This is a genomic window from Rhodococcus sp. NPDC003383, from assembly GCF_053589115.1.
On the sequence record NZ_JBSFRG010000015.1, the window covers coordinates 1 to 21,712 of the forward strand.

Below are 21,712 nucleotides of genomic sequence, written 5' to 3' on the forward strand. Positions count from 1 at the left end.
CGGTAGCAGTCCGTCCGATCGGGATGTCGATCATCTCTGTGTCCGTTCCCCGCGTTGGTTGCCGGGTGTCTCACGACCATCCTGGCAACCAACGTGTAGCGCAGGCGAATTCCGAATCCGTGGGCGCATCCACCGGTGACGGAACCTTCCGCGAAGGTTCCGTCACCGGGGAGCGTCAGAGCGGGAGGAGGTGGTGCTTGCGCGGGTTCTTGAAGACCTTCTTGTCGCGCAGCAGGTTGAGCGCGCGACGGATCTCGAGGCGGGTCGTCGACGGCTCGATCACCGCATCGACGTAGCCGCGCTCGGCCGCGATGTACGGCGTCGCCACGTGCTCGTTGTAGAAGTTGATGAGCTGCTGGCGCACGGCCGGGGCGTTGTCGCCGGCGGCCTCGATCTGACGGCGGCCGATCACCGCGACCGCGCTCTCCGCACCCATCACGGCGATGCGGGCCGTCGGCCACGCCAGGTTGATGTCCGCGCCGAGCTGCTTGGAACCCATCACCGCGTAACCACCGCCGTACGACTTGCGCACGACCACGGTCACCTTGGGCACCGACGCCTCGACGTACGAGAACAGGAAGCGACCGCCGCGCTTGATGACGCCGATCTTCTCCTGCTCGACACCCGGCAGGAAGCCGGGGGTGTCGACGACGAACACGAGCGGAATGTCGTAGGCGTCGCAGACCCGCACGAAGTGCGCCGCCTTGTCGGCGGCCGCCGCGTCGAGCGCACCGGACAGGAACATCGGCTGGTTCGCGACGACACCGACCGGACGTCCGTCGACGCGTGCGTAGCCGGTGATGATGTTCGGCGCGACCTGCGACCGGATCTCGAAGAACTCGCCGTCGTCGAAGATCTTCAGCAGGACGTCGTGCATGTCGTAGCCGGCGTTGTCGGCGTCGGGCATGAACGTGTCGAGCTCGAGATCGTCGGGGGTGATCTCCGGTTCGAGACCCGGGTTGATGACCGGCGGCTTCTCCTGCGCGTTCGACGGCATGTAGCTCAGGTACTGCCGCACCCACTCGAACGCCGCCTTCTCGTCGGGGGCGATGTGGTGCACGTTGCCGTATTCGGCCTGCTTGCGGGCACTTCCGAGCTCTTCGAGGCTGACGTCCTCACCGGTGACGGCCTTGATGACGTCGGGGCCGGTGACGAACATGTACGCGTCCTCGGTCGCCACGACGACGTCGGTGTTGATCGGCGCGTACACGGCACCACCGGCGCACTTGCCGACGATGACCGAGATCTGCGGGACCAGCCCGGACAGCGGTTCGCTGCGCTTGCCGATCTCGCCGTACCACGCGAGAGAGGTCACCGCGTCCTGGACGCGGGCTCCACCGGAGTCGTTGATGCCGACGACCGGGCAGCCGACCTTCAGGGCGTGCTCGAGAACCGCCGACACCTTGCGTCCGAACATCTCACCGACGCTGCCACCCAGGACGGTCTGGTCGTGGGAGAACACAGCGACGGGCCGCCCGTCGACGGTCCCGTGGCCGACGACGACGGCGTCGCCGTAGAACGCGTCCGGGTTCCCGGGCGTCCGCATGAGCGCACCGATCTCGATGAAGCTGCCCTTGTCGAGCAGCATGTCGATGCGTTCCCGTGCGCTCGGGATGCCCTTCTTCGCGCGCTTCGCAATCGCGGCCTCGCCCGCAGGCTCCTTCGCGATTTCGAGTTTTTTGCGCAGGTCGGCCAGCTTTTCTGCCGTGGTGGTCACTACTCGTTCAGCTCCTCGTGGCCGCGATCTCGGCCAGCTTCCGGGTCAGGTCGGCCCCCACCTTCGCGATGTACGGCTCGTCCACGATCTGCAGGTGGTCACCACCGACGTGGATCACCTCCAGGTTGCGGACGACCTCGCCCCACCCCCCGTCGGGCTGCCGGGTTCCGAACGCCGGCTCGAGGTCTATCGCGTCATCGTGATACTTGTCGGCCATGTACAGCACCACGTTCCCGTCGTAGGGCTCGAGCCTCGCGGTCTGGATGGCACGGTTGTCGAGCCAGGACGTGCGCTGGTGTTCGATGATCCCGCCCGGGATCTTCGCGCCGCTGAGCTTGAGCAGGTCCATGAGGATGCGGACCTGGCCCTCGTCGTCGGCCTGGGCGAGCTGCTCGTACGGCAGCGGCGCATCGACCCCGTAGGTCTTCTTCGCGAACTTCGCGTACCGCTGCCAGCGCTTGGTGATCTCCTCCGGCGTGTCCTCGACCTTCTCGCCCGCCATGACGGTGTCGATGAGGCCGACGTACCGCACGTCCTTGCCCTCGGCGCGGAGCATCCGCGCGACCGCGTAGGCGAGCACGCCACCGAGGGACCAGCCGTACAGCACGTACGGGCCGTCGCCCTGGATCTCCTTGATCAACGGCAGGTACTCGGCGGCACGCTGCTCGATCGGGCCTTCGGTCCGCTCGAACCCGTACATCGGGGTGTCGGCGGGCAGACGCTTGAGCAGCGGCTCGTAGGCCACGGTGGATCCGCCCGCGGGGTGGAACACGAACACCGGCACGGCGTCGGAACCCTCGGGGCGGGGCCGCAGCGTACGGACCAGGCCGTCGATGCGGTCGGCGGATTCGAGGTGCTGCCGCACGGTCTCGGCGAGCTGCTCGATGGTCTCGGCGTCGAGCACGTCGTCGACGGTGATCTCGCCGTTGGATCGCTCGGTCAGGCGCGCGGCGAGCCGCTCGGCGGTCTCGTCGTCGAGGATCGGCAGCGTGTCGAAGATGCCCTTGGCCGATTCGCCGGTGATCACCGCCCAGGACGCGAACGTCAGACGCTCGGCGGCGTCGCGCGGCGGCACGTGCTGACCGGACGCCTCCGCGACGGCCTGCTGATCGGTGATGTCGGTCCGGGCCGCCTCAGCCGGTGACGCTTCGGCCTTCGCAGCCTCGGCTTCGGCCTCGGCGAGGATCGCTTCGGCCTCGGCGATGACGGTGGTGTCCTCGACCGGCGGCACCGTGACCGCGTTCGCGGCGTCCTCGGCGTCCTCCGCTGCCCGTTCGGCGGCCTTCTCGGCGGCCTGCTGCGCGGCGAGCGCGGCGACCTCCTCGCGGTTCTCGACCGCGTACCGCAGGTACTTGGCGACGTCACGCAGGCTCGCGTCCTTGACGGCGGACAGCTGCAGCTGCGGAATGTCGAACTCGTACTCGACGCGGTTCTTGATGCGGACCGCCATCAGCGAGTCCAGGCCCAGGTCGATGAGCGGGATCTCGACCGGCAGATCCTCCGGGGCGTAGCCCATCGACTCGGCGACGATCACCGCGAGCCGGTCCTCGAGGCTCTCCGAACCTTCCGGATCCCACCTGTCGCCGAAGGATTCGACGACCTCGGGCAGTTCCTCGACGGTGTCGGCCGCACGTTCGACGGGCGCGACGACCGGTTCCGGCAGCACCTCGCCGGAGGACACGACGGCCTCGTGGACGAGCGTGAACCCGGAGGCATCCTTCGCGTGGACCTGCAGGGAGGCGCCACCGGGGTGCGGGGTGAGGGTCGTGGTGAGCGTGCCGGAGGCCGGGACCGACGCGTGCGGGACGCTCGCGACGAGCGTGACGTCGGCATACACCTGCGCGGCCGCGGCGGTCGCGAGGGCCGCGGGATCGGTGACGGCCGAAGCCTGCACCTCCCACGCGAAGCGGCCGTCGGGCAGGGCGACGCGGGCGCCGGGGACCCGGCCGTTGCCGCCGGAACCGATGCGCGTCTTCAGCCAGAACTCCTTGCGCAGGAACGCGGTCCGCGGCAGGTCCGCGTACTCGCCGTCCGGCAGCAGGCTGCGCAGATCCACCGCGTGCCCGTACGTGTAGAGCTGCGCGAGCGCGGTGAGCACGCCGAGCGACTCGTCTTCCTTGCGCTTGAGCGTCTGGATGAACTTGCCGTCCTGCACGCCCGCGTCGAACGCGGTGGCGGCGACGGACATGAGGGTCGCGGGGTTGGCGTTGAGCTCGAGGAACGTGGTGTATCCGTCGGCCAGCGCCTGCCGCACGGCCTGCGTGAAGTACACGCTGTGCCGCAGGCCCTTGGTCCAGTACTCGACCGGGTGGATGCCCTCGTGGCCCGCGCGGTACAGGGTCTCCTGATCGACGGACGAGTACACGTCCACCTTCAGGCGGTGCGGTTCGATGCCGGCGAGTTCGGCGGCGAGCTCGCCGAGCAGCGGATCGACCTGCGAGGTGTGGCTCGCGCCCTTGGTCTGCAGGACGCGCGCGAACTTCTCCTCGGACTCGGCCCGCGCGACGATCGCGTTGACCTCGTCCTGCGGTCCGCCGATGACGGTGTGCGTGGGCGCCGCGTAGACGCAGACCTCGAGGTGCGGGAAGTCCGTGAGCACGGCGGAGATCTCGTCGGCGCTGTATTCGACGAGCGCCATGAGACGGATGTCGTCGCCCTCGAGGCCGGCCTCGGCCTCGCCCATCAGCCGCGAGCGCGCGCAGATGACGCGCACGGCGTCCTCGAGCGACAGGCCGCCGGAGATGTACGCGCCGGCCGCCTCACCCATCGAGTGCCCGATGATCGCGGCGGGCTCGGCGCCGTGGTGGCGCAGCAACGCGGCCAGGCCGATCTGGATGGTGAAGATGCCGACCTGGGCGGTCTCGACGTCGTAGTCCTGCGCGTCGTCGAGGAACTTCTCCTTCATGGAGTAGCCCGACTCGTCGTAGATCAGTTCGTCGACCTCGTCGACGGCGGCGGCGAACACCGGGTTCTCGAGGTAGAGCTGCTTGGCCATCTTGCGGTGCTGGGCACCGAAGCCCGACAGCACCCAGACGGGTCCCTTGGTGTCGGGGGTGTCCGAGCTGAAGACGCCCTGGGCGGGCTTGCCGGCCGCGACCGCGCGCAGTCCGGCGATGGCCTCGGCGCGGTCGTTCGCGATGATGACGGCACGCGAGCGGCCGTGGTTGCGGCGCGAGAGGGTGCGTGCGACGTCGGCGAGCGGCGTGGTGCTGCCGACCTCGGTCTCGAGCCAGTCCGCGAGGTCCGCGGCGGCCCGGCGGCGACGCGACGGCAGCGCCGCGGACACCGGGAGCAGCACGGGCAGTTCGCGGGCCGGCGCCTCGGCGGCGGGAGTCTCGGCGGCGGGGGTCTCGACCTCTTCCGGCAGGACCTCGACCTCGGCCTCGGACTCCTCGAGTCCGGCGTGCCCGGTGTATTCGCGCACCACGACGTGCGCGTTGGTGCCGCCGAACCCGAAGCCGGAGACACCCGCGACGGCGGCGCCGGTGTAGCGCGGCCAGTCGGCGCCCTCCGCGACCACCTTCAGGCGGGCCTGCTCGAACGGGATGTACGGGTTGGGGGCGGTGTAGTTCAGGGACGCGGGCAGGTGGTTCTCCTGCATCGCGAGGACGACCTTGATCAGGCCCGCGGCACCGGCGGCGGCCTCGAGGTGCCCGAAGTTGGTCTTGGCCGAGCCCAGCAGGACCGGCTTGTCGGCGTCGCGGCCGCGGCCGACGACCTTGCCGAGCGCCTCGGCCTCGATCGGGTCGCCGAGCACCGTGCCGGTGCCGTGCGCCTCGATGTAGTCGACCCCGGACGGCAGGATCTGCGCGTCGCGGTAGGCGCGGCGCAGCACGTCGACCTGCGCCTCCGGGTTGGGGGCGACCAGCCCGTTGGAACGTCCGTCCTGGTTGACGGCCGTCCCGGCGATGACGGCGAGGATGTTGTCGCCGTCGCGTTCGGCGTCCTCGAGCCGCTTGAGGACGACGAGCCCGCCGCCCTCGGACCGCACGATGCCGTTGGCGTCGGCGGAGAAGGCCTTGATCTTGCCGTCGGCGGTGAGCATGCCGGTCTCGTCGAAGCCGAGGGTGCCCGCGGGCGCGAGCAGCATGTTCACGCCGCCGGCGAGGGCAACGTCGGCTTCGCCGCCGCGCAGGGCACGCACGGCCTGGTGCACCGCGACGAGCGACGACGAGCACGCGGTGTCGATGGTGACCGACGGGCCGCGGAAGTCGAAGAAGTACGACACCCGGTTCGCGACGATCGCGGTGGACGTGCCGGTGATCGCGTACGGGTCGGCCGCGGACGGGTCGGCGACCGCGAGCAGCTGGTAGTCGTTGGCCGAGCTGCCGATGAACACGCCGACGGAGCCGCCCTTGAGCTCGTTCGCCGGGATGTGGGCGTGCTCGAGCGCTTCCCACGCGAGTTCGAGCGCGAGCCGCTGCTGCGGGTCGACCATCTCGACCTCGCGGGGAGACATCGCGAAGAACTCGGCGTCGAAGCCCTTGACGTCGTCGAGGTAACCGCCGCGCGTGTTGGCGTTCGCGATGGCCTCGGCGACGACCGGGTCGCCCTCGAATTCGGACCAGCGGCCCTCGGGCAGGTCGGTGATGCCGCTGCGGCCTTCGGCGAGCAGCTCCCACATCTGCGCGGGGGTGTCCACGTGCCCGGGCAGCCGGGCGGACATGCCGACGATCGCGATGTCCTTGGCGCCGGTGACGCCGCCGACCGCGTAGAACGCGTCGTCGGCGGCGGCGGGCATCTCGGGTTCGCCCTCGATGATGCGGGTGGCCAGCGACGCGATGGTCGGGTGCTGGTACGCGATCGTCGCGGTGAGCGTGACGCCGAGCAGGTCTTCGATCTCGCCGCTGAGGGCCACGGCGTCTCTCGACGAGAGGCCGAACTCCTCCATCGGACGATCGTCGGAGATCTGTGACGCCGGTTGCCCGGTCGCGTCGGCGATCCAGTTCCGCAGCCACTCGCGCAGCTGCGCGACGGTCATTTCAGTGTCAGCCATCAACCCACCACGCTACCCGGGAAAGAGAACAATTGTTACACGCTATCGGGGAATGCTTGCTGCTGATACCCCCCGCGCAGCGTTCCCTCGATGTAGGCGGCCTTGCAGGCCCGGCGCGCGATCTTGCCGCTGGACGTGCGCGGGATGGACCCGGCCGGAACCAGCAGGATGTCGCGTGCCGTCACACCGTGGCGGCTCGAGATCGCCGCGCGGACCGCGTCGGCGATCGGCTGCGGATCGGCCTTGCCGGCGCCCGGGCCGCGCTCGGCGACGATGACCAGCTGTTCGGAAGCGTCGTCGGCGTCGAACTTCAGGCCGGAGGCCTCGTTCTCGAACACGTCGACGGGAAGCTGGTTGGCCGGGACCGCGAAGGCCGCGATGAAGCCGGGGCGCAGCGACGAGCTGGCCTCCTGCGCAGAGAACTCGAGGTCCTGCGGGTAGTGGTTGCGGCCGTCGACGATCACCAGGTCCTTGACGCGACCGGTGATGTACAGCTCGCCGTCGATGTAGACGCCGTAGTCGCCGGTGCGCAGCCAGTTGGCGTCCGGCGCGGTGCCCTCGGCGTGGCTGTTCTCCTCGAGACGGGACGTGATCCGGTTGTGGAAGGTCTCGTCGGTCTCGTCCTTGCGACCCCAGTAGCCGATGCCGATGTTGTCGCCGTGCAGCCAGATCTCGCCGACGTGCTCGTCGGGGACCTCGGCGCCGGTCTCGGCGTCGACGATCGCGGCCCACTGGCTGCGGGCGACGTAGCCGCAGGACACCTGGGCGATCGCGCCCGGTGCTTCGCGGTCCACCTTCACGATGCGGCCCGCGTTCAGCTCGCTGCGGTCGACGTAGATGACCTTCGCTTCGTCGGTGCTCTTGGTGGAGGACACGAACAGGGTCGCCTCCGCCATGCCGTAGGACGGCTTGATGGCCGTCTTCGGCAGGCCGTACGGGGCGAACGCCTCGTTGAACTTGCGCATCGACGACGTGGTGACCGGCTCGCTGCCGTTGATCAGCCCGATCACGTTGGACAGATCGAGGGTCTCCCCCGGCTTCGGCAGGCCGCGCGCGGCGGCGTGCTCGAACGCGAAGTTCGGGGCCGCGGCGAACGTGCCGGCACCGTCGGAGACGGCGGCGAGTTCGCGGATCCAGCGGCCGGGCCGCGCCACGAACGCGCGCGGGCTCATGATGGTGATGTACTTGCCGCCGATCGCGGGCAGGATCACCGTGAGCAGACCCATGTCGTGGAACAGCGGAAGCCAGGTCACGCCGCGGGAGGACTCGTTGAGCTCGATCGAGTCGGCCATCTGCACGACGTTGGTGAGCACGGACCGGTGGGTGATCTCCACGCCGGCCGGAACCCGGGTCGAACCCGAGGTGTACTGCAGGTAGGCGATGTCGTCGGTCCCGATCTCCGGGCGCGTCCAGGTGTCGGCGACCGAATCGGGGATGGCGTCGACCGCGATGACCCGGGGGCGCTGCGCGGCCGGCAGCGGACGGAAGAACTGGCGGACGCCCGCAGCGGACGACGTCGTCGTCAGGATCGCGCTGGGCGTGCAGTCGCCGAGCACGGCGTGCAGGCGGTCGGTGTGGCCCGGCTCGTCCGGGTCGAACAGGGGCACCGCGATGGCGCCGGCGTAGATGGCCGCGAAGAACGACACGACGTAGTCCAGGCCCTGGGGCGCCAGGATCGCGACACGATCGCCCGGCTTGGTGACCTGCTGGAGACGGGACGCGATCGCTCGCATCCGCACACCGAACTGACGCCAGGTCAGCTCGTGCACCTCTCCGTCGCGCTCGCGGGAGTAATCGATGTAGCGGTAGGCGAGATCGTCGCCGTTACCGTTCGTGTGCTGTTCGAGGTGATCGAGCAGCGTGTTGCCCTCGGGCAGAACGATATGACCGTTCTCATCGATGAACTCTTCGAAACCGACGCTCAATTCCTTCTCCCTGTCGAAGCGATCCCACAACCACCCGACATGGTTGCGCCCCGTTCATTACTTCGCGATTCGTTGGCCCGCGTAACACGGACCGTCGCACATTCGCTGCCGAGTGGCCTGCGAACGTGCAACCCGTCGGACCAGTTCATCGGTCCGAGATCACGAATATGTTACAGATCCTCACTACGTCATTCCCCCGCGAGCAGGGGAATCACCGGCGCGAACGCCTCCATCTGAGTCGGGAAGACGCCCACGTACGACATGCCGGTCTTGGCGCGCACCGCACGGATCCGATCGGCGATCTCCTCGTGCGAACCGATTGCCAGATACGGGGATTCGAGGATGTCGTCGACCGTCAGGCGGGTGTCGACCTCGATGTTCGGAGGGAACCCCTGATCGAGCGCACCCAGCGCCATCTCCGCGGCCTGCTGCTTGTCGTCGGTGACGAGGATCATGGTGATGGTCCAGTTCAACTCGATGTCGGCGAAACGATCACCGGCGGCCTTCCGGATCGTCTCCACCCGCTCGATCGTGCTTGCCATCGTGATGCCGGACAGCAACAACTTGCCGTCGCTGTTGGTCGGGGGCGCCACCGAGATGATGTCGGCGTACCGGGCGGCCAGGGCGAGCATGCGCGGACCACCCCCGCCGACCGCGATCGGTGGCCGCGGGCCCTGACGTGGCCGCGGGCTGCCCTTGAGGCCGTCGATGCGGTAGTGCTTGCCCTCGAAGGTGCATTCCCGGCCGCGCAGCAGCACGTCGAGGATCTGCAGCGTCTCCTCGAGCTTCTCGATCCGCACACCGGGACGGTCGTAGGCGATGCCCGCCTTGTCGAATTCGTCCTTCATCCAACCGGCCCCGAGCCCGAGTTCGAGGCGGCCGCCGGAGAGCACGTCGATGGTGGCGGCGTCCTTGGCGAGGATCGCGGGGTGGCGGAATCCGTTCGCGAGCATCGCGGTGCCGATCCGGATGCGGTCGGTCGCCACGGCGAGGGCGCCGAGCGCGGCGATCGGTCCGACCTGGTTGCCCAGGTGATCCGGGATCATGAAGCTGTCGTAGCCGAGCTCCTCGGCCCGCTGCGCGAGCTCGACGAAACGCCTGGCCCCGCCTTCCTCGGCGTTGCCCTCCCCACCCGCGGCGAAGCGGAACTTCCGCGGCTGAAGTGCTGCGGAGCCGTCGGTCGCACTCATCGAACCTTCTCTCCAGTGTGCTGTGTCCGTGCGCCACGGCCCGGACACTCCGGACGCAGCCCGATTGTCGAGTCTAAGTGCCGACGGTGGAGAGATTGTAACGGGTCGTGACGCCCGACACTACCGCCCGGTAACCAGACCCTCGGATCACTCTTCCGGAGGCGTCGGCGCCGCGTTGATCTTGTCCGCGGCCCAGCTCGCGACCCACTGCGTCGCCGTGGTGCCGGCGTCGTCGACGACGAACGTGTTGTACATCGCATGCACCGGGTTGTTGTAGTACTCGAGCAGCCGCGGCGCACTCGCGAGCAGATTGCCGGGATTGAGCGCGTCCGGCGGGGCGTCGCAGATGCCGTCGCTGGGCGCGCAGATCTGCACGGTCCGGTCGGCGAGTTCACCGAACCCACCCGGCCGGGGACCGGTCAGGGTGATACCCGGTAGCCGGAGCCCGGCCAGCGCCAGCTCGGCGCCCACCCCGGACACCGGGGGGCCGATCGTCGGGGCCGCGTCGGGGTCGCGCCGGCCGTCGGCGATGAGCGCGACACCGAGCACGCGATCCGCGGGCACCGGCCCGTTCCCTGCCCCGATCTTCGCCGCGACGTCACCGGTGATCACCGCGCCCTGGGAGAAGCCCGTGAGGATGTACGACGTGAGCGGGCACTCGGCGAAGCGGCGCGTCAGGATGTCCTCCATCGCCGCGGTGCCCGCGGTGCGGCTGTTGTTGTACGACTGCTGACCGTCCGGCGGCAGCGCGATCGGATTGGAGAACTGCGCGACGTACGGCACGGTGTAGACGTCCGCGCGCTGCGGATCGAACTGCTGCTGCAACGGCCGGGTCACGTTCAACATCAACGACAGCGGATTGGCGGTCGGGTTGTACGGATCGTCGCCGACCGCGGACTCCCACGTGCCGGGCACCGACACCACCTGGACGTCGGGGCACTCCGCGGGTTGCGACTGCGGCTGCTCCGGCGTCGGCGGGATCGGCGGGACCGGCGTGGGCAGCCGCCCGGCGAAGATGTACCACAGCGCCAGCACGACGACCAGGACGAGAAGCGCAACGATCACGACGAGGACGCGTCCGCGCCGCCTCGTCTTCGTCCTGGCCATCATGCTGTGGATCCTCCCCTAGCTGCAGTAGGTCGACTTGGCGGTCGCGATGTAGACGTTCGCGGTCTCGGCGGCCTGCTCCTCGGTGATCTCGATCCCCGAGGCGACGGCGTCGCTGCCGACCAGGGCCGTGACGATCGTCTTGATCTCGTCCTCGCTGCCGCCCTGGGCGATCGCACCGCAGATGTAGTTGGCGGTGTTGATCGCGCTGCTGCCATCGCCGGACGGCTCGACCCCCTCCGCGCGCAACGCGTCGAGGAACGCCGCGTCCCGCGAATCGGTGGGGACCTCGGTCGGGCCGGGGAAGCCCGGTGCGGTCTGGGGTTCGGCCGGCGGCGCGGTCGCGGCCTCGCCGGGGCTGGTCACGGGTGCTTCGACGGCGGGAGATTCCGCTGCGGTGCCCTCGGCGCCCGTCGTCGCCGTCGCGGATGCCGACGTGGTCGCGGCCGTCGCGGACGTCGTCGCCGACGGGGTGCTCGTCGCGGTGGAATCGTCGCTTCCGCAGGCGCCCAGCACAGCGGCGGCGGTCAGTGCGGCAACGCAGGCGCCGACCACGCGGGTCGAACGCGAACGGGTCCGTGCAGGCATGTGGTGGTGTCCTCGCATCCGGTTTCGTGAGCAAACGGTCTGACGGGCGAACAGTGTCGTGGGGCCGGACGGGCCGGCCCCGCCCCAGGCTACAGAGAGCTTCGGGCGGTGATCGAAGCCGTCGCTCCGATCACCGCCCGACGATAGGTGCCCCCGACCGCGCGGTCGAGACCGGTCCTGGAGGGTCGTGGCCTAGGGACTCACCGCGGTGACGTCACCGACCCGGGTGACGAACCCGCCCTGGAAGTTCTGCCGGACCCCGCCCTCGATCGGGAACTCGTCGCTGATCGGGAAGCCCAGTCGGCCGTTCTCGTAGCCGGCGTCCCTCCAGGCGTCGAAGATCGGGCCGTTGCGCACCGGCCAGGCGCCGCTCAGCGGGCTCCAGTAGATGTTGCCGCCCTCGAACGCGTTGAAGCGGCCACCGTCCTTGACGGGGATCTCGCTGGTCTTCGGGAAGCCGAGCCAGCTGTTCTCGTACCCCATCTCGGCGTACTTGCCCATGATCAGGCCCTGCACGGCGTGGGCGCCGGTGGGTTCGCTCCAGTACAGCGAGCCGATCTCGAAGCCCTGGACCAGACCCGGCTTGTTCGGCGTCACGATCTCGTCGAACACGGGGTAGCCGAGCGGGCCGCCCTCCCAGCCCTGTCGCGCCCATTCGTCGAGGAGTACACCGCGGATCGCGTGGGCGCCGGTCTGCGGCGTCCAGTAGATCGAACCGTGCTGGAAGTGGTTGAATCGGCCGCGCCCGTCGGGGGTGCCGTTCTCCCCGGTCTTCGGGAAGCCGAGCGGGCCCGCCGGACCGCCACTGCCCTGGTAGGCGCCGCCGATGGCACCGGCGACCGGGAAGGTACCCGCGTCGGATGCGAAAACCCGGCCGAACCGGAAGTCCTGGACCCGTCCGCCCGCCACCGGGTACTCGGCGGTGAGGCAGTCGCCGAGCCACGGGTTGGCCGCGGCGGTGTCGCCGATCGACCCGGCCGCCGAGCACGACGGCTTGTCCACCGGCACCCCGAGCGTGTTCGCGAGCTGCGGCCACAGCTGGTGCAGCTCGAACTCCCAGTACGGCCACGAGTGGGTGCCGGACGGGCGGTACACGACCTGCGCGGGGATTCCGATCTTGTTGAGCTTGGTGGCGAACGCCTGCGAGGTCAGCCGCGACAAGATCTCGAGGCCCATGCCCGCGTAGTTGGTGCTGACGCCGGGCACGCCCGAGGGCTGGTCGTACGGCCCGGTGCTGCCGCTGCCGCTGGAGACGTACAGGCTCACGCCGCGCAGCTTGTCGGCGAGCAGATACGGATCGTGCGATTCCCAGTTCTCGCTACCGGCCGGACCCCACATGGCATCGACGTCGAAGCCGCCCGCGTCCTGCATGGCGTACTTGATGGCCTCGGGCATGCCGAGGGTCGTGGTGGTGAGGATGCCCGACAGCGACGCCGCGAACTGGAAGAAGCCGGGATTGCGGGCGGGCAGGAACATCGCGGCGGTACCGCCCATGGACAGGCCGACCACACCGCGGGTGCTCGTGGCCCGCCAGTCGCGTTCGAGGACCTGCGGCAGTTCCTTGGTCAGGAACGTCTCCCACTTGTAGTTCTGCCCGTTGTTCTGGTCCACCCAGTCCGCGTAGAAGCTGGACTGGCCACCGATGGGCAGCACGGCGGTGACGTTCTTGTCCGCGAAGAACGCCTCGGCGTCCGTCTCGAGGGTCCAGCCGTTCTCGTCGTCACGGGCGCGCATCCCGTCGAGCATGTACACGACGGGGAAGCGCGCGTCGGGCCGGATGTTCCAGTCCCGGGCCAGCAGCAGCTGGACCTGGATCGGGGTGCCCATCGACGGGGATTCGATCCACACGGCGACGCGGCGATCGGTGAGCCAGTCGACGCGCCGGACGTTCACACCCGACGCCGGGGCCTGCGTGGTGGCGGGCTCGGTCCGGGCGGGTTCCGCGGATGCGACCGCGGCGGTGGTCAGTCCCGCCGCCATCGGCGCAACCAGCGTCGCGGCGAGTGCGGCCAGGATGCGTCGCTTCACTCGGGGACCACCGATCACTGTTCGCATGTGCATCGCTCACTTCCTGCGTTGCCGGGGCCGGTTCGCGGGAGCCTGTCCAACCCCTTCGTGTACGAAGGTCGCTTCCACTGCGTCCGAAGATCGTTTGTACACGGGAAAGTCCCAGGATCGGTGACGGCGCGCTGTGACTGGTGAGAAAATTGTTCACAACGACGCATGCCGCCCGGATCACCCCCTGCGGGGCGATCGGGCGGCATGGTGTCGGCAGTGTGCGCCGATTACGTGCGCGGTTGAAGCGTCAGTGCGCGTTCAGGGCGTCCAGGATCTGCGGGCGGGCCTTCCACAGCTCGTCCTCCCAGTACTTCCACGCGTGGGTACCGCGGGCCGGGAAGTCGAACGTGGCCGGGATGCCGAGCGTGGCCAGCTTCACCTGGAAGGCGCGGGTCTGGACGAGGGACAGCGCCTCGAGGCCCATCGCGTTGCCGGTGTTGTAGAAGCCGGTCAGGCCCTTCGGGTTGTCGTGCTGGCCGGGCAGACCGCTGGCCGCCGAGATGTACAGCGACAGGCCCTCGAGCTTCGGCGCGAAGACGAACGGGTCGTTGCGCAGCCAGGCCGGGCTCCACGGCGGGCCCCACATCGAGTCGACGTTGTAGCGACCGGCGTCGAGCATCGCGACGCGGATGGCCTCACGCATGCCCGGAGCGGACAGGTTCAGGTAACCCGACAGCGACGACGCGAACTTGAACTGGTCGCGGTGGTACGCGGCCAGCGTCAGAGCGGCGGAGCCACCCATCGACAGGCCGAGGATGCCGTTGTTGTTCGGCGAGACACCGCGCGTGGCGAGGTACTCGGGCAGCTGCTCGGTCAGGAAGGTCTCCCACTTGTAGGTGACGTCCTGCCCGTTGAGGTTGCTCGGGGCGTACCAGTCGGTGTAGAAGCTCGACTCACCGCCGACCGGCATGATGAGCGAGACATTGTCGTTGGCGAACTGGGTGAGCGCGTTCGTCTCGAACGTCCACGCGTTCGCGTCGTCCCGGGCACGCAGGCCGTCGAGCAGGTACAGCGCGGCGTCGCCACCACGGGCGGCCCACTGGATCTGCACCTTGATCGGGCCCATGTCGGAGTCGACGAAGACCTCCTCGAAGCCGCCGGCCGGCGCGCTGTGCGCGATCGGGGCGGACTGCGCGGGGGCGGCCAGGGCTGCGGTGGTTCCGGCGACACCGGCCGCGACCGGCAGCACGAGCGCAGCAGCGGCGGTGCCGACCACACGCTTGCGGAGGCGCTGCGACAACCTCGGGACTAAACGCATGAACAATGCTCACTTTCTCGATCTGCGGCGTACGCCTACGCGTTCCCCGTCGGATTTCGGCGGTGGCGGCCCGCGGAGCGGCGCCACAAGTCACACTGCGGTCAAGACTGTAAATGACTGCGGAAGCTGTGACAAACCCTCCGCTCCCCTGCTCACACAACGGAAGTCGCCCGCGAGGTCCGGTCGCCCATCCCTCGACCGTTATCTACTCGTAATTTGGCGTGATCCTATCGAGATCGGCCTCGGAACCCAAGCGAACGATCTAGAAGTGACCCGTCGTTTCACCCGCGCGGCGGGGGAAGCTCCAGGCCACACCGCTGGATCTCGTACTTCGGGACGCGGTCGAAGCGATACTTCGCGTACTCGAACGCATGGCTCAGATTCCGCTTGAACAGCGGCCACGTCAGCTCCGCCCGCGACGAATCGAGCACCTCCCGGGTCTGCGGGCACGTGAGCGCCACCCCGGCCTGCGCCACCCAATCCTCGTCGAGGTAACCGGGCAGCCACGGGTGCACGTTCACCATCCCGGTATCCGCGATCACCCAGTCCGGATACAGCACCTTGTCGTGCCCGATCCGGCCGTCCTCGAGCCGTTCGGTGTGCGCGGCCAGCGGGTAGGCCAGCCCCATCTGATCGATCACCCGCACGTCCAGCGGCGTATTCATGCTGGTCATCCCCAGATTGAGGAAGAACACAGTGTGCCCGGCGCCGCCCGGCGGGATCGGCTCCGGCGGCGGAACCACGTCCCATGCGTCGAACGACGGTGTCGGCAGCAGCAATCCACCGTTCGGCGTGTTCTCGATCGCCTCCACCATCGCCCGCATCCGCGGGTAGTCGAGGTAGTCCTCGGCCCGGATCGGATGCGCGTGACCGGTGTTCATGGCGTAGAACGCGCGCTCGTCGACGATGCCGGACCGGCCGACCACCGCCCCCTCGGTCATGCCCGTGGTCCCGGCGGCGAACGCCGACCACACGACCGTGCCGAGCCACAGCACCCCGACCGCACCGGCGATCGTCGTCGCCCGGCGCGGCTCGCCGCTCTCGGGCAGACGCAACGGCACGACCGCGACGGGGATCAGAAGACAGAACAACGGTGGCAGCAGCACCCGCCCGTGCATGAAGTCGCCGCCGACGCGCAACGAGTACAGCGCGAGCAGCACGCCGCTGCCCAGCACGAACACGACCACCGCGGTCGGGGTGCGCAGCGCCCGCTGTCCCCGCGCGAGCAGGGTGCGCGCGTCGCCGGAGGCCAGGCCGCGCACGCGCTCGCCGAGGGTCGTGTCGTCCCGGCGGCTCGTCGAGAACATCACCACCACGACGATCAGCAGCAGGAGCAGCGGGAACCACAGCAGATAGGGGTTCACGAGATTGCCCAGATATTCGAAACCCTGCGCCCACTTGGCGCCGCCCGCGTCCTTCGAGACGGCGGTGTTCGGGTAGGGCAGGCCGTAGTAGCCCATGCGCCAGATCTGGTAGCCCACCGGCACCGCACCCGCGACCGCGACCATCGCGACACGCACACGCCACCTCTGGTCGGCGGCGAGGAACAGCATCGCCAGCGCGATGACCGCGAGGACCGCGAGTTCGGGCCGCACCAGCGGTCCGAGGCCGGCGACGAACGCCGTCCCGAGCACCCCGGCGGTCCCCGGCGTCTCGGTCGTGGACCAGCGCACCATGAGCAACCACAGCAGCGCGATCCAGAAGATCACCAGGCAGCTCTCGAGCCCGGACGTCGCGAAGTCGCGTGCGGGCGGAACCGCGATGTAGACGAGCATGCCCGCGGGAAGCAGCAGCAGCGTGCCTCTCGCCTCGCGCAGCCGCCAGCGGTAGAGCCGGGCCGTGCCGAACATCGCGACGACCACCGCCGCGGTCGACAGGACCAGCGCCAGCCCGAGCACCACGTACTCGAGGCGCGCCCCGGTGAACCACCCGAACGCGTAGACCAGGTACGTCCACAACGTGGACGTGTTGGCCTCCACGCGCTCCCCGATGTTGAACACCGGGCCGTTGCCGGCCAGCAGGTTCCGCACCGTGCGGAGCACGATCAGGCCGTCGTCGGCGATCCAGCGGCGCTCCCACGCGCCCCAGAACATGAGCAGGCCGGTGACCACGACACCCGCCGCGAAGATCCCGCGGGCCCAGCCGGGAGTACCGGGGACGCGGTGGGCCGGTCCGCCCTGCCGCGCCGACGACTCGACGTCTGCAGCGACGTCAGAAGAGGTAGACAGCACCACCGACCACCACGATCCACACGATCGCGAGCAACTGCAGAACCCGGTCGCCGAGAGCGATTTCCTCCGGCTCCCCCGCCTCGCCGCCGTCGACGTCGACCGCGTACCGCAGGATCGCGATCACGAACGGGATCATCGAGATGGCGAACCAGTTCGACTCGGCCACCATGTCGCGCTCGAACGCCCACAGGCCGTAGCAGATGACGACCGCGGTCGCCGACAGCGTCCACACGAACCGCAGGTAGGTCTCGGTGTAGTACTCGAGCGACTTGCGGATCTTCGCGCCGGTCTTGTTGGCCAGCCGCAGCTCTGCGTACCGCTTACCGGCCGCCATGAACAGCGACCCGAACGCCATGATCAGCAGGAACCACTGCGACAGCGGGATCCCCGCCGCGACACCACCGGCGATCGCGCGGATCAGGAAGCCGGACGAGACGATGCAGATGTCGAGCACGGCCTGGTGCTTGAGCCCGAAGCAGTACGCGAGCTGGATGCCGATGTACACGGCCATCACGACCGCGAGCTGCCAGTTCGCCAGGAACGAGAGCGCGATCGACCCGACCAGCAACACCGTGGCCAGCCCGAACGCCAGGTTGACCGGGACGACACCCGCCGCGATCGGCCGGAACCGCTTGGTCGGGTGCGCCCGGTCGGCCTCGACGTCCATCGCGTCGTTGACCAGGTAGATACCCGAGGCCGCCATGCAGAACACGACGAACGCCAGCGCGACGGGCCCGAGGACGTCGAGTTCGGTGGCCGAACCCGCGGCGAGCGGCGCGGCGAGCACCAGTACGTTCTTGACCCACTGGCGCGGCCGGACGGCCTTGACGATGCCCGCAGGCAGGTTCTGGGGCGGCCGGGTGACGGTGGCCGGTTCCTCGCTCATCGTTCTCCAAACTTCTTTTCTGCCCGCACGACCGCGGCGGCCGAAACTGCGCCGAGGGCGGCGCCGGCCAGGACGTCCGTCGGGTAGTGCACACCGAGGACGAGTCGCGACAGCAACATCGGCGGGACGAGTACCGCGGGCAAGGGTAGCCCGGTCAGGCGGCCGAGCAGGACCGCGGCCGCGGTTGTCGAGGTGGCGTGCGACGACGGGAAGCTCAATCGGCTCGGCGTCGACACGTTCACCGCGACCGTCGGATCGTCGGGCCGCGGCCGGCGCACGATGCGCTTGACCACGATCGACGCCGCGTGCGCACCGACCGCTCCGACCGCGACACCCGCCCACTGCCGGCGACGACGACGGTCGACGAGGGCTCCGGCACCACCGATCGCGGCCCAGCCGAGGGCGTGCTCACCGAAGTGCGACATGCTGCGGGCGATCGCGATCGCCTGCGGCCGGGAACCGACCGTGGCCTGCACGGCCTGCAGGATCCGGATCTCCGACTCGGTGGTCGTCCAGGCTTCGGTCTTCCCGGCAGCTCGATCACTGCTCGACAGCGAAGACACGCTCCCACTCCTCCTTGCTCGTCAGGGCAGGAACCGCATCCTGGTACTGCTTCTTCAGCTCCGGGAACCGTCGTGCCAGTTCGCGCCGCAGTCGCAGCGCCTCGGACAACAGTGCCCCGGCCTGCGCTCGGTCGCGCTTACGGTAGACGACGCCGCGCCCATCCGCGGTGGTGACGGTCACACCGTCGACCTGCGACAGCAGGAACCAGCGGGCATCGATCGTCGGAACGTTCATCTGGGGCTGCTCGTGATGCCCCTCGACGGCCGGACGCAGGTTGTGCACGACGCCCTTCGCGAGCCGCGACAGCTTCCCGATCGGTCCGCGCGGCTGCCCGACCGCACCCACCCCGGCACCCGACGGCAACGGCAGCTCCGTCGACGACGGCAGCACCCGCGCGTCGGAGAAGTTCTTCCGCAGCGCGTGCACCTGGCCGAGGGCGGTCGGGAGCAGCTCGAAGAGCCGGTCCGGGCCGGCGAGGAAGTCCTCGATGGCCTTGTTCTGGATCGCGACGGTCGAGTATTCGAGGCACACGAGGTGCTTGATCGTCGCCTTGACCGTGTCGAGCACCAGGCCGCGGCCGTCGCCGGGCATGTGCAGCGCCGCCACGACGAGCCGGTTGCGCAGGTGGAAGTACGCCTGCCAGTCGATCGCGTCGTCCTTGTCGGACCAGGCCATGTGCCAGATCGCGGCACCGGGCATCGTCACCGTCGGGTAGCCGGCGGCGCGCGCCCGCAGCCCGTACTCGGCGTCGTCCCACTTGATGAACAGCGGCAGCGGCTGGCCGATCTCCTCCGCGACGACGCGCGGGATCATGCACATCCACCAGCCGTTGAAGTCGACGTCGATGCGCCGGTGCAGCAGCTTCGAGTTCTCGCGGTCGCGCAGCGGCTTCGCCGCGAAGTCGTGGTCGTATTCGACGTTCGGGGCGGCCGACCACATGAAGATCGACCGGTTCACGACCTCGCCCATCGTGTGCAGGTGACTGCGCTCCTGCAGATTGAGCATCTGGCCGCCGACGAGCATCGGGGACTTCGCGAACCGCGACAGGGCCAGCGCGCGCAGCACCGAGTCCGGTTCGATCTCGATGTCGTCGTCCATGAAGAGGATGTAAGGAGAATCGGTGGTCTTCAACGCCTCGTACATGATGCGGCTGTAGCCACCGGAACCACCGAGATTGGCCTGGTCGTGGATGACCAGCCGGTCGCCGAACGGCGCGGCGGCCTCGGCGAAGTCGTCCTCGTCGCGGACCTTGCGGGTGCCCTGGTCGGGGATGATCACGGCGTCGACGACGTCCATGACCAGCGGATCCGACGCGAGCGCCCGCAGCGCCTTCACGCAGTCGGCGGGACGGTTGAACGTCGGGATGCCGACGGCGACCGACGCCTTGCCGGGCGCCTCGACCGGCGCGTACCAACCGGCGGAGACGAGCGTGACGTCGGTGTCGGTGGTGATGTCGAACCAGATCCAGCCGCCGTCCTCGAACGGGCCGAGGTCGGTCTCGAGTTCGACGATCGTCGCGGCGTCACCGGCAGCGGTGAACTCGCGGCCCTGCACGTGGATGCGGCTCGAGTCGGCCTTGCTGCGATAGACGTCGACGCGGCCGTGCCCGGACAGTTCGAGGCGCAGCACGACGGACCCGAGCGTGCTCCAGCGTCGCCAGTAGCTCGCCGGGAACGCGTTGAAGTAGGTGCACAACGAGACCTCGGACTCCGCGCCGATGTTCAGCGTGGTCCGGCTCTGGGCGTGCGCGCGACGCACGTTGGTCGGCGATTCCTCCAGGTAGAGGGTGCGCACGTCGAGCGGCTCACCGGGTCGCGGAAGGATGATGCGCTGCAGCAGCGACTTGCCGAGCGAATTGTCCGGGCTCACGGTGTTCCCCTGCACGTTCTCCTCGAGTTCCCCCACGCTCACGATGCGTCCCCCGAGACCGGCACACCGGATTCGAAGAACGGGACGAGGGTGTTGTCGAACATGCTCAGCGCGCTGGCGATCGCCATGTGCATGTCCAGGTACTGGTAGGTACCCAGGCGGCCACCGAACAGCACATTGTTCTGCGCGGCCTCCTGCTTGGCGCGGTCGCGGTAGGCGGTGAGCTTCGCGCGGTCCTCCGGCGTGTTGATCGGGTAGTACGGTTCGTCGTCGTCACCGGCGAACCGCGAGTACTCGCGCATGATCACGGTCTTGTCGGTCGGGTACGTGTCCCGCTCCGGGTGGAAGTGCCGGAACTCGTGGATGCGGGTGTAGGGGACGTCCGCGTCGTTGTAGTTCATGACCGGCGTGCCCTGGAAGTCGCCGGTGGGCAGCACCTCGGTCTCGAAATCGAGGGTGCGCCAGCCGAGCTTGCCCTCGGCGTAGTCGAAGTAGCGGTCCAGCGGACCGGTGTAGACGACGGGGGCGTCCGGGCTGGCGGCGCGGATCTCGTCGCGCACCTCGAACCAGTCGGTGTTCAGCCGGACCTCGATCCGCTCGTCCTTCGCCATGTTCTCGAGCCACGCGGTGTAGCCCTCGACGGGCAGACCCTCGTAGGTGTCGTTGAAGTAGCGGTTGTCGAAGTTGTACCGGACCGGCAGGCGGGTGATGTTGCCGGCGGGCAGGTCCTTCGGGTCGGTCTGCCACTGCTTGGCGGTGTAGTCCCGCACGAACGCCTCGTAGAGGGGACGGCCGATCAGGGAGATCGCCTTCTCCTCGAGATTCTTCGCCTGCGACGACTCGATCTCGGCCGACTGCTCCTTGATCAGGGCGCGGGCCTCGTCCGGCGTGAAGTAGCGGCCGAAGAACTGCGAGACCAGACCCAGACCCATCGGGAACTGGTAGGCCTGGCCCTTGTGCATCGCGAAGACGCGGTGCTGGTAGTTGGTGAACTCGGTGAACTGGTTCACGTAGTCCCAGACCCGCTTGTTCGACGTGTGGAACAGGTGGGCGCCGTACTTGTGGACCTCGATACCCGTCGCGGGTTCGGGCTCCGAATAGGCGTTGCCACCGAGGTGGTGGCGACGCTCGACGACCAGTACTCGCTTCCCGAGCTGCGTTGCGGCGCGCTCGGCGATCGTCAGTCCGAAAAATCCGGATCCGACGACGATCAGGTCGTAGTCACCGGTGGAGGGCTGGGGCGCTGATGCAGCAGTCACGGAAGACCAGGGTAGGCGACCGCTGTCCTCGTGCGTGTTTCCGGTAGCCGCAGCTACCGGAAAC

13 protein-coding genes are annotated in these 21,712 nt (G+C 69.0%); all 13 read right to left on the reverse strand.

Going from position 1 to position 21,712, the window contains the following annotated elements; translation table 11 throughout:
- Positions 1-175: 175 nt before the first annotated feature.
- Complete coding sequence (locus ACWDTS_RS14720; protein ID WP_450118480.1) at positions 176-1,717, reverse strand: acyl-CoA carboxylase subunit beta; 1,542 nt, start codon at positions 1,715-1,717, stop codon at positions 176-178.
- Positions 1,718-1,724: 7 nt separating this feature from the next.
- Entirely contained in the window at positions 1,725-6,698 is a 4,974-nt protein-coding gene (gene pks13, locus ACWDTS_RS14725) for a polyketide synthase Pks13 (RefSeq protein ID WP_450118529.1), read from the reverse strand.
- Positions 6,699-6,748: 50 nt separating this feature from the next.
- The gene (fadD32, locus tag ACWDTS_RS14730) at positions 6,749-8,638 is read right to left on the reverse strand and encodes a long-chain-fatty-acid--AMP ligase FadD32 (protein WP_197251577.1); all 1,890 of its coding nucleotides are present in this window, start codon (positions 8,636-8,638) and stop codon (positions 6,749-6,751) included.
- A gap of 188 nt (positions 8,639-8,826) precedes the next feature.
- A complete protein-coding gene (locus tag ACWDTS_RS14735) occupies positions 8,827-9,828 on the reverse strand; it encodes an LLM class F420-dependent oxidoreductase (RefSeq protein ID WP_197251576.1) in 1,002 nt (333 codons plus the stop codon).
- A gap of 147 nt (positions 9,829-9,975) precedes the next feature.
- Positions 9,976-10,935, reverse strand: coding sequence for a cutinase family protein (locus ACWDTS_RS14740; RefSeq protein ID WP_197251609.1), 960 nt, complete (start codon positions 10,933-10,935; stop codon positions 9,976-9,978).
- Positions 10,936-10,953: 18 nt separating this feature from the next.
- Positions 10,954-11,523: a DUF732 domain-containing protein gene (locus ACWDTS_RS14745; protein WP_197251575.1), complete on the reverse strand. Its 570-nt coding sequence runs from the start codon at positions 11,521-11,523 to the stop codon at positions 10,954-10,956.
- Positions 11,524-11,715: 192 nt separating this feature from the next.
- On the reverse strand, positions 11,716-13,578 hold the full coding sequence (locus ACWDTS_RS14750) for an alpha/beta hydrolase-fold protein (protein WP_450109064.1): 1,863 nt from the start codon (positions 13,576-13,578) through the stop codon (positions 11,716-11,718).
- A 250-nt stretch (positions 13,579-13,828) separates the two neighbouring features.
- Positions 13,829-14,839 carry an alpha/beta hydrolase gene (locus tag ACWDTS_RS14755; RefSeq protein WP_420751719.1) on the reverse strand — a complete coding sequence of 337 codons (1,011 nt, stop codon included), beginning with the start codon at positions 14,837-14,839 and terminating at the stop codon, positions 13,829-13,831.
- Positions 14,840-15,120: 281 nt separating this feature from the next.
- Positions 15,121-16,932 (reverse strand): flagellar motor control protein ZomB, encoded by a 1,812-nt coding sequence (gene zomB / locus ACWDTS_RS14760; RefSeq protein WP_450118530.1) that lies wholly within the window; start codon positions 16,930-16,932, stop codon positions 15,121-15,123.
- A gap of 118 nt (positions 16,933-17,050) precedes the next feature.
- The gene (locus ACWDTS_RS14765) at positions 17,051-17,956 is read right to left on the reverse strand and encodes a decaprenyl-phosphate phosphoribosyltransferase (RefSeq protein ID WP_197252612.1); all 906 of its coding nucleotides are present in this window, start codon (positions 17,954-17,956) and stop codon (positions 17,051-17,053) included.
- Entirely contained in the window at positions 17,953-18,450 is a 498-nt protein-coding gene (locus tag ACWDTS_RS14770) for a phosphatase PAP2 family protein (RefSeq protein ID WP_450118531.1), read from the reverse strand. The genes ACWDTS_RS14765 and ACWDTS_RS14770 overlap by 4 nt, the downstream gene beginning before the upstream one ends.
- Before the next feature lie 46 nt (positions 18,451-18,496).
- On the reverse strand, positions 18,497-20,425 hold the full coding sequence (locus ACWDTS_RS14775; protein WP_450118532.1) for a glycosyltransferase: 1,929 nt from the start codon (positions 20,423-20,425) through the stop codon (positions 18,497-18,499).
- A gap of 2 nt (positions 20,426-20,427) precedes the next feature.
- Complete coding sequence (glf, locus tag ACWDTS_RS14780) at positions 20,428-21,648, reverse strand: UDP-galactopyranose mutase (RefSeq protein WP_450118481.1); 1,221 nt, start codon at positions 21,646-21,648, stop codon at positions 20,428-20,430.
- Positions 21,649-21,712 lie beyond the last annotated feature (64 nt).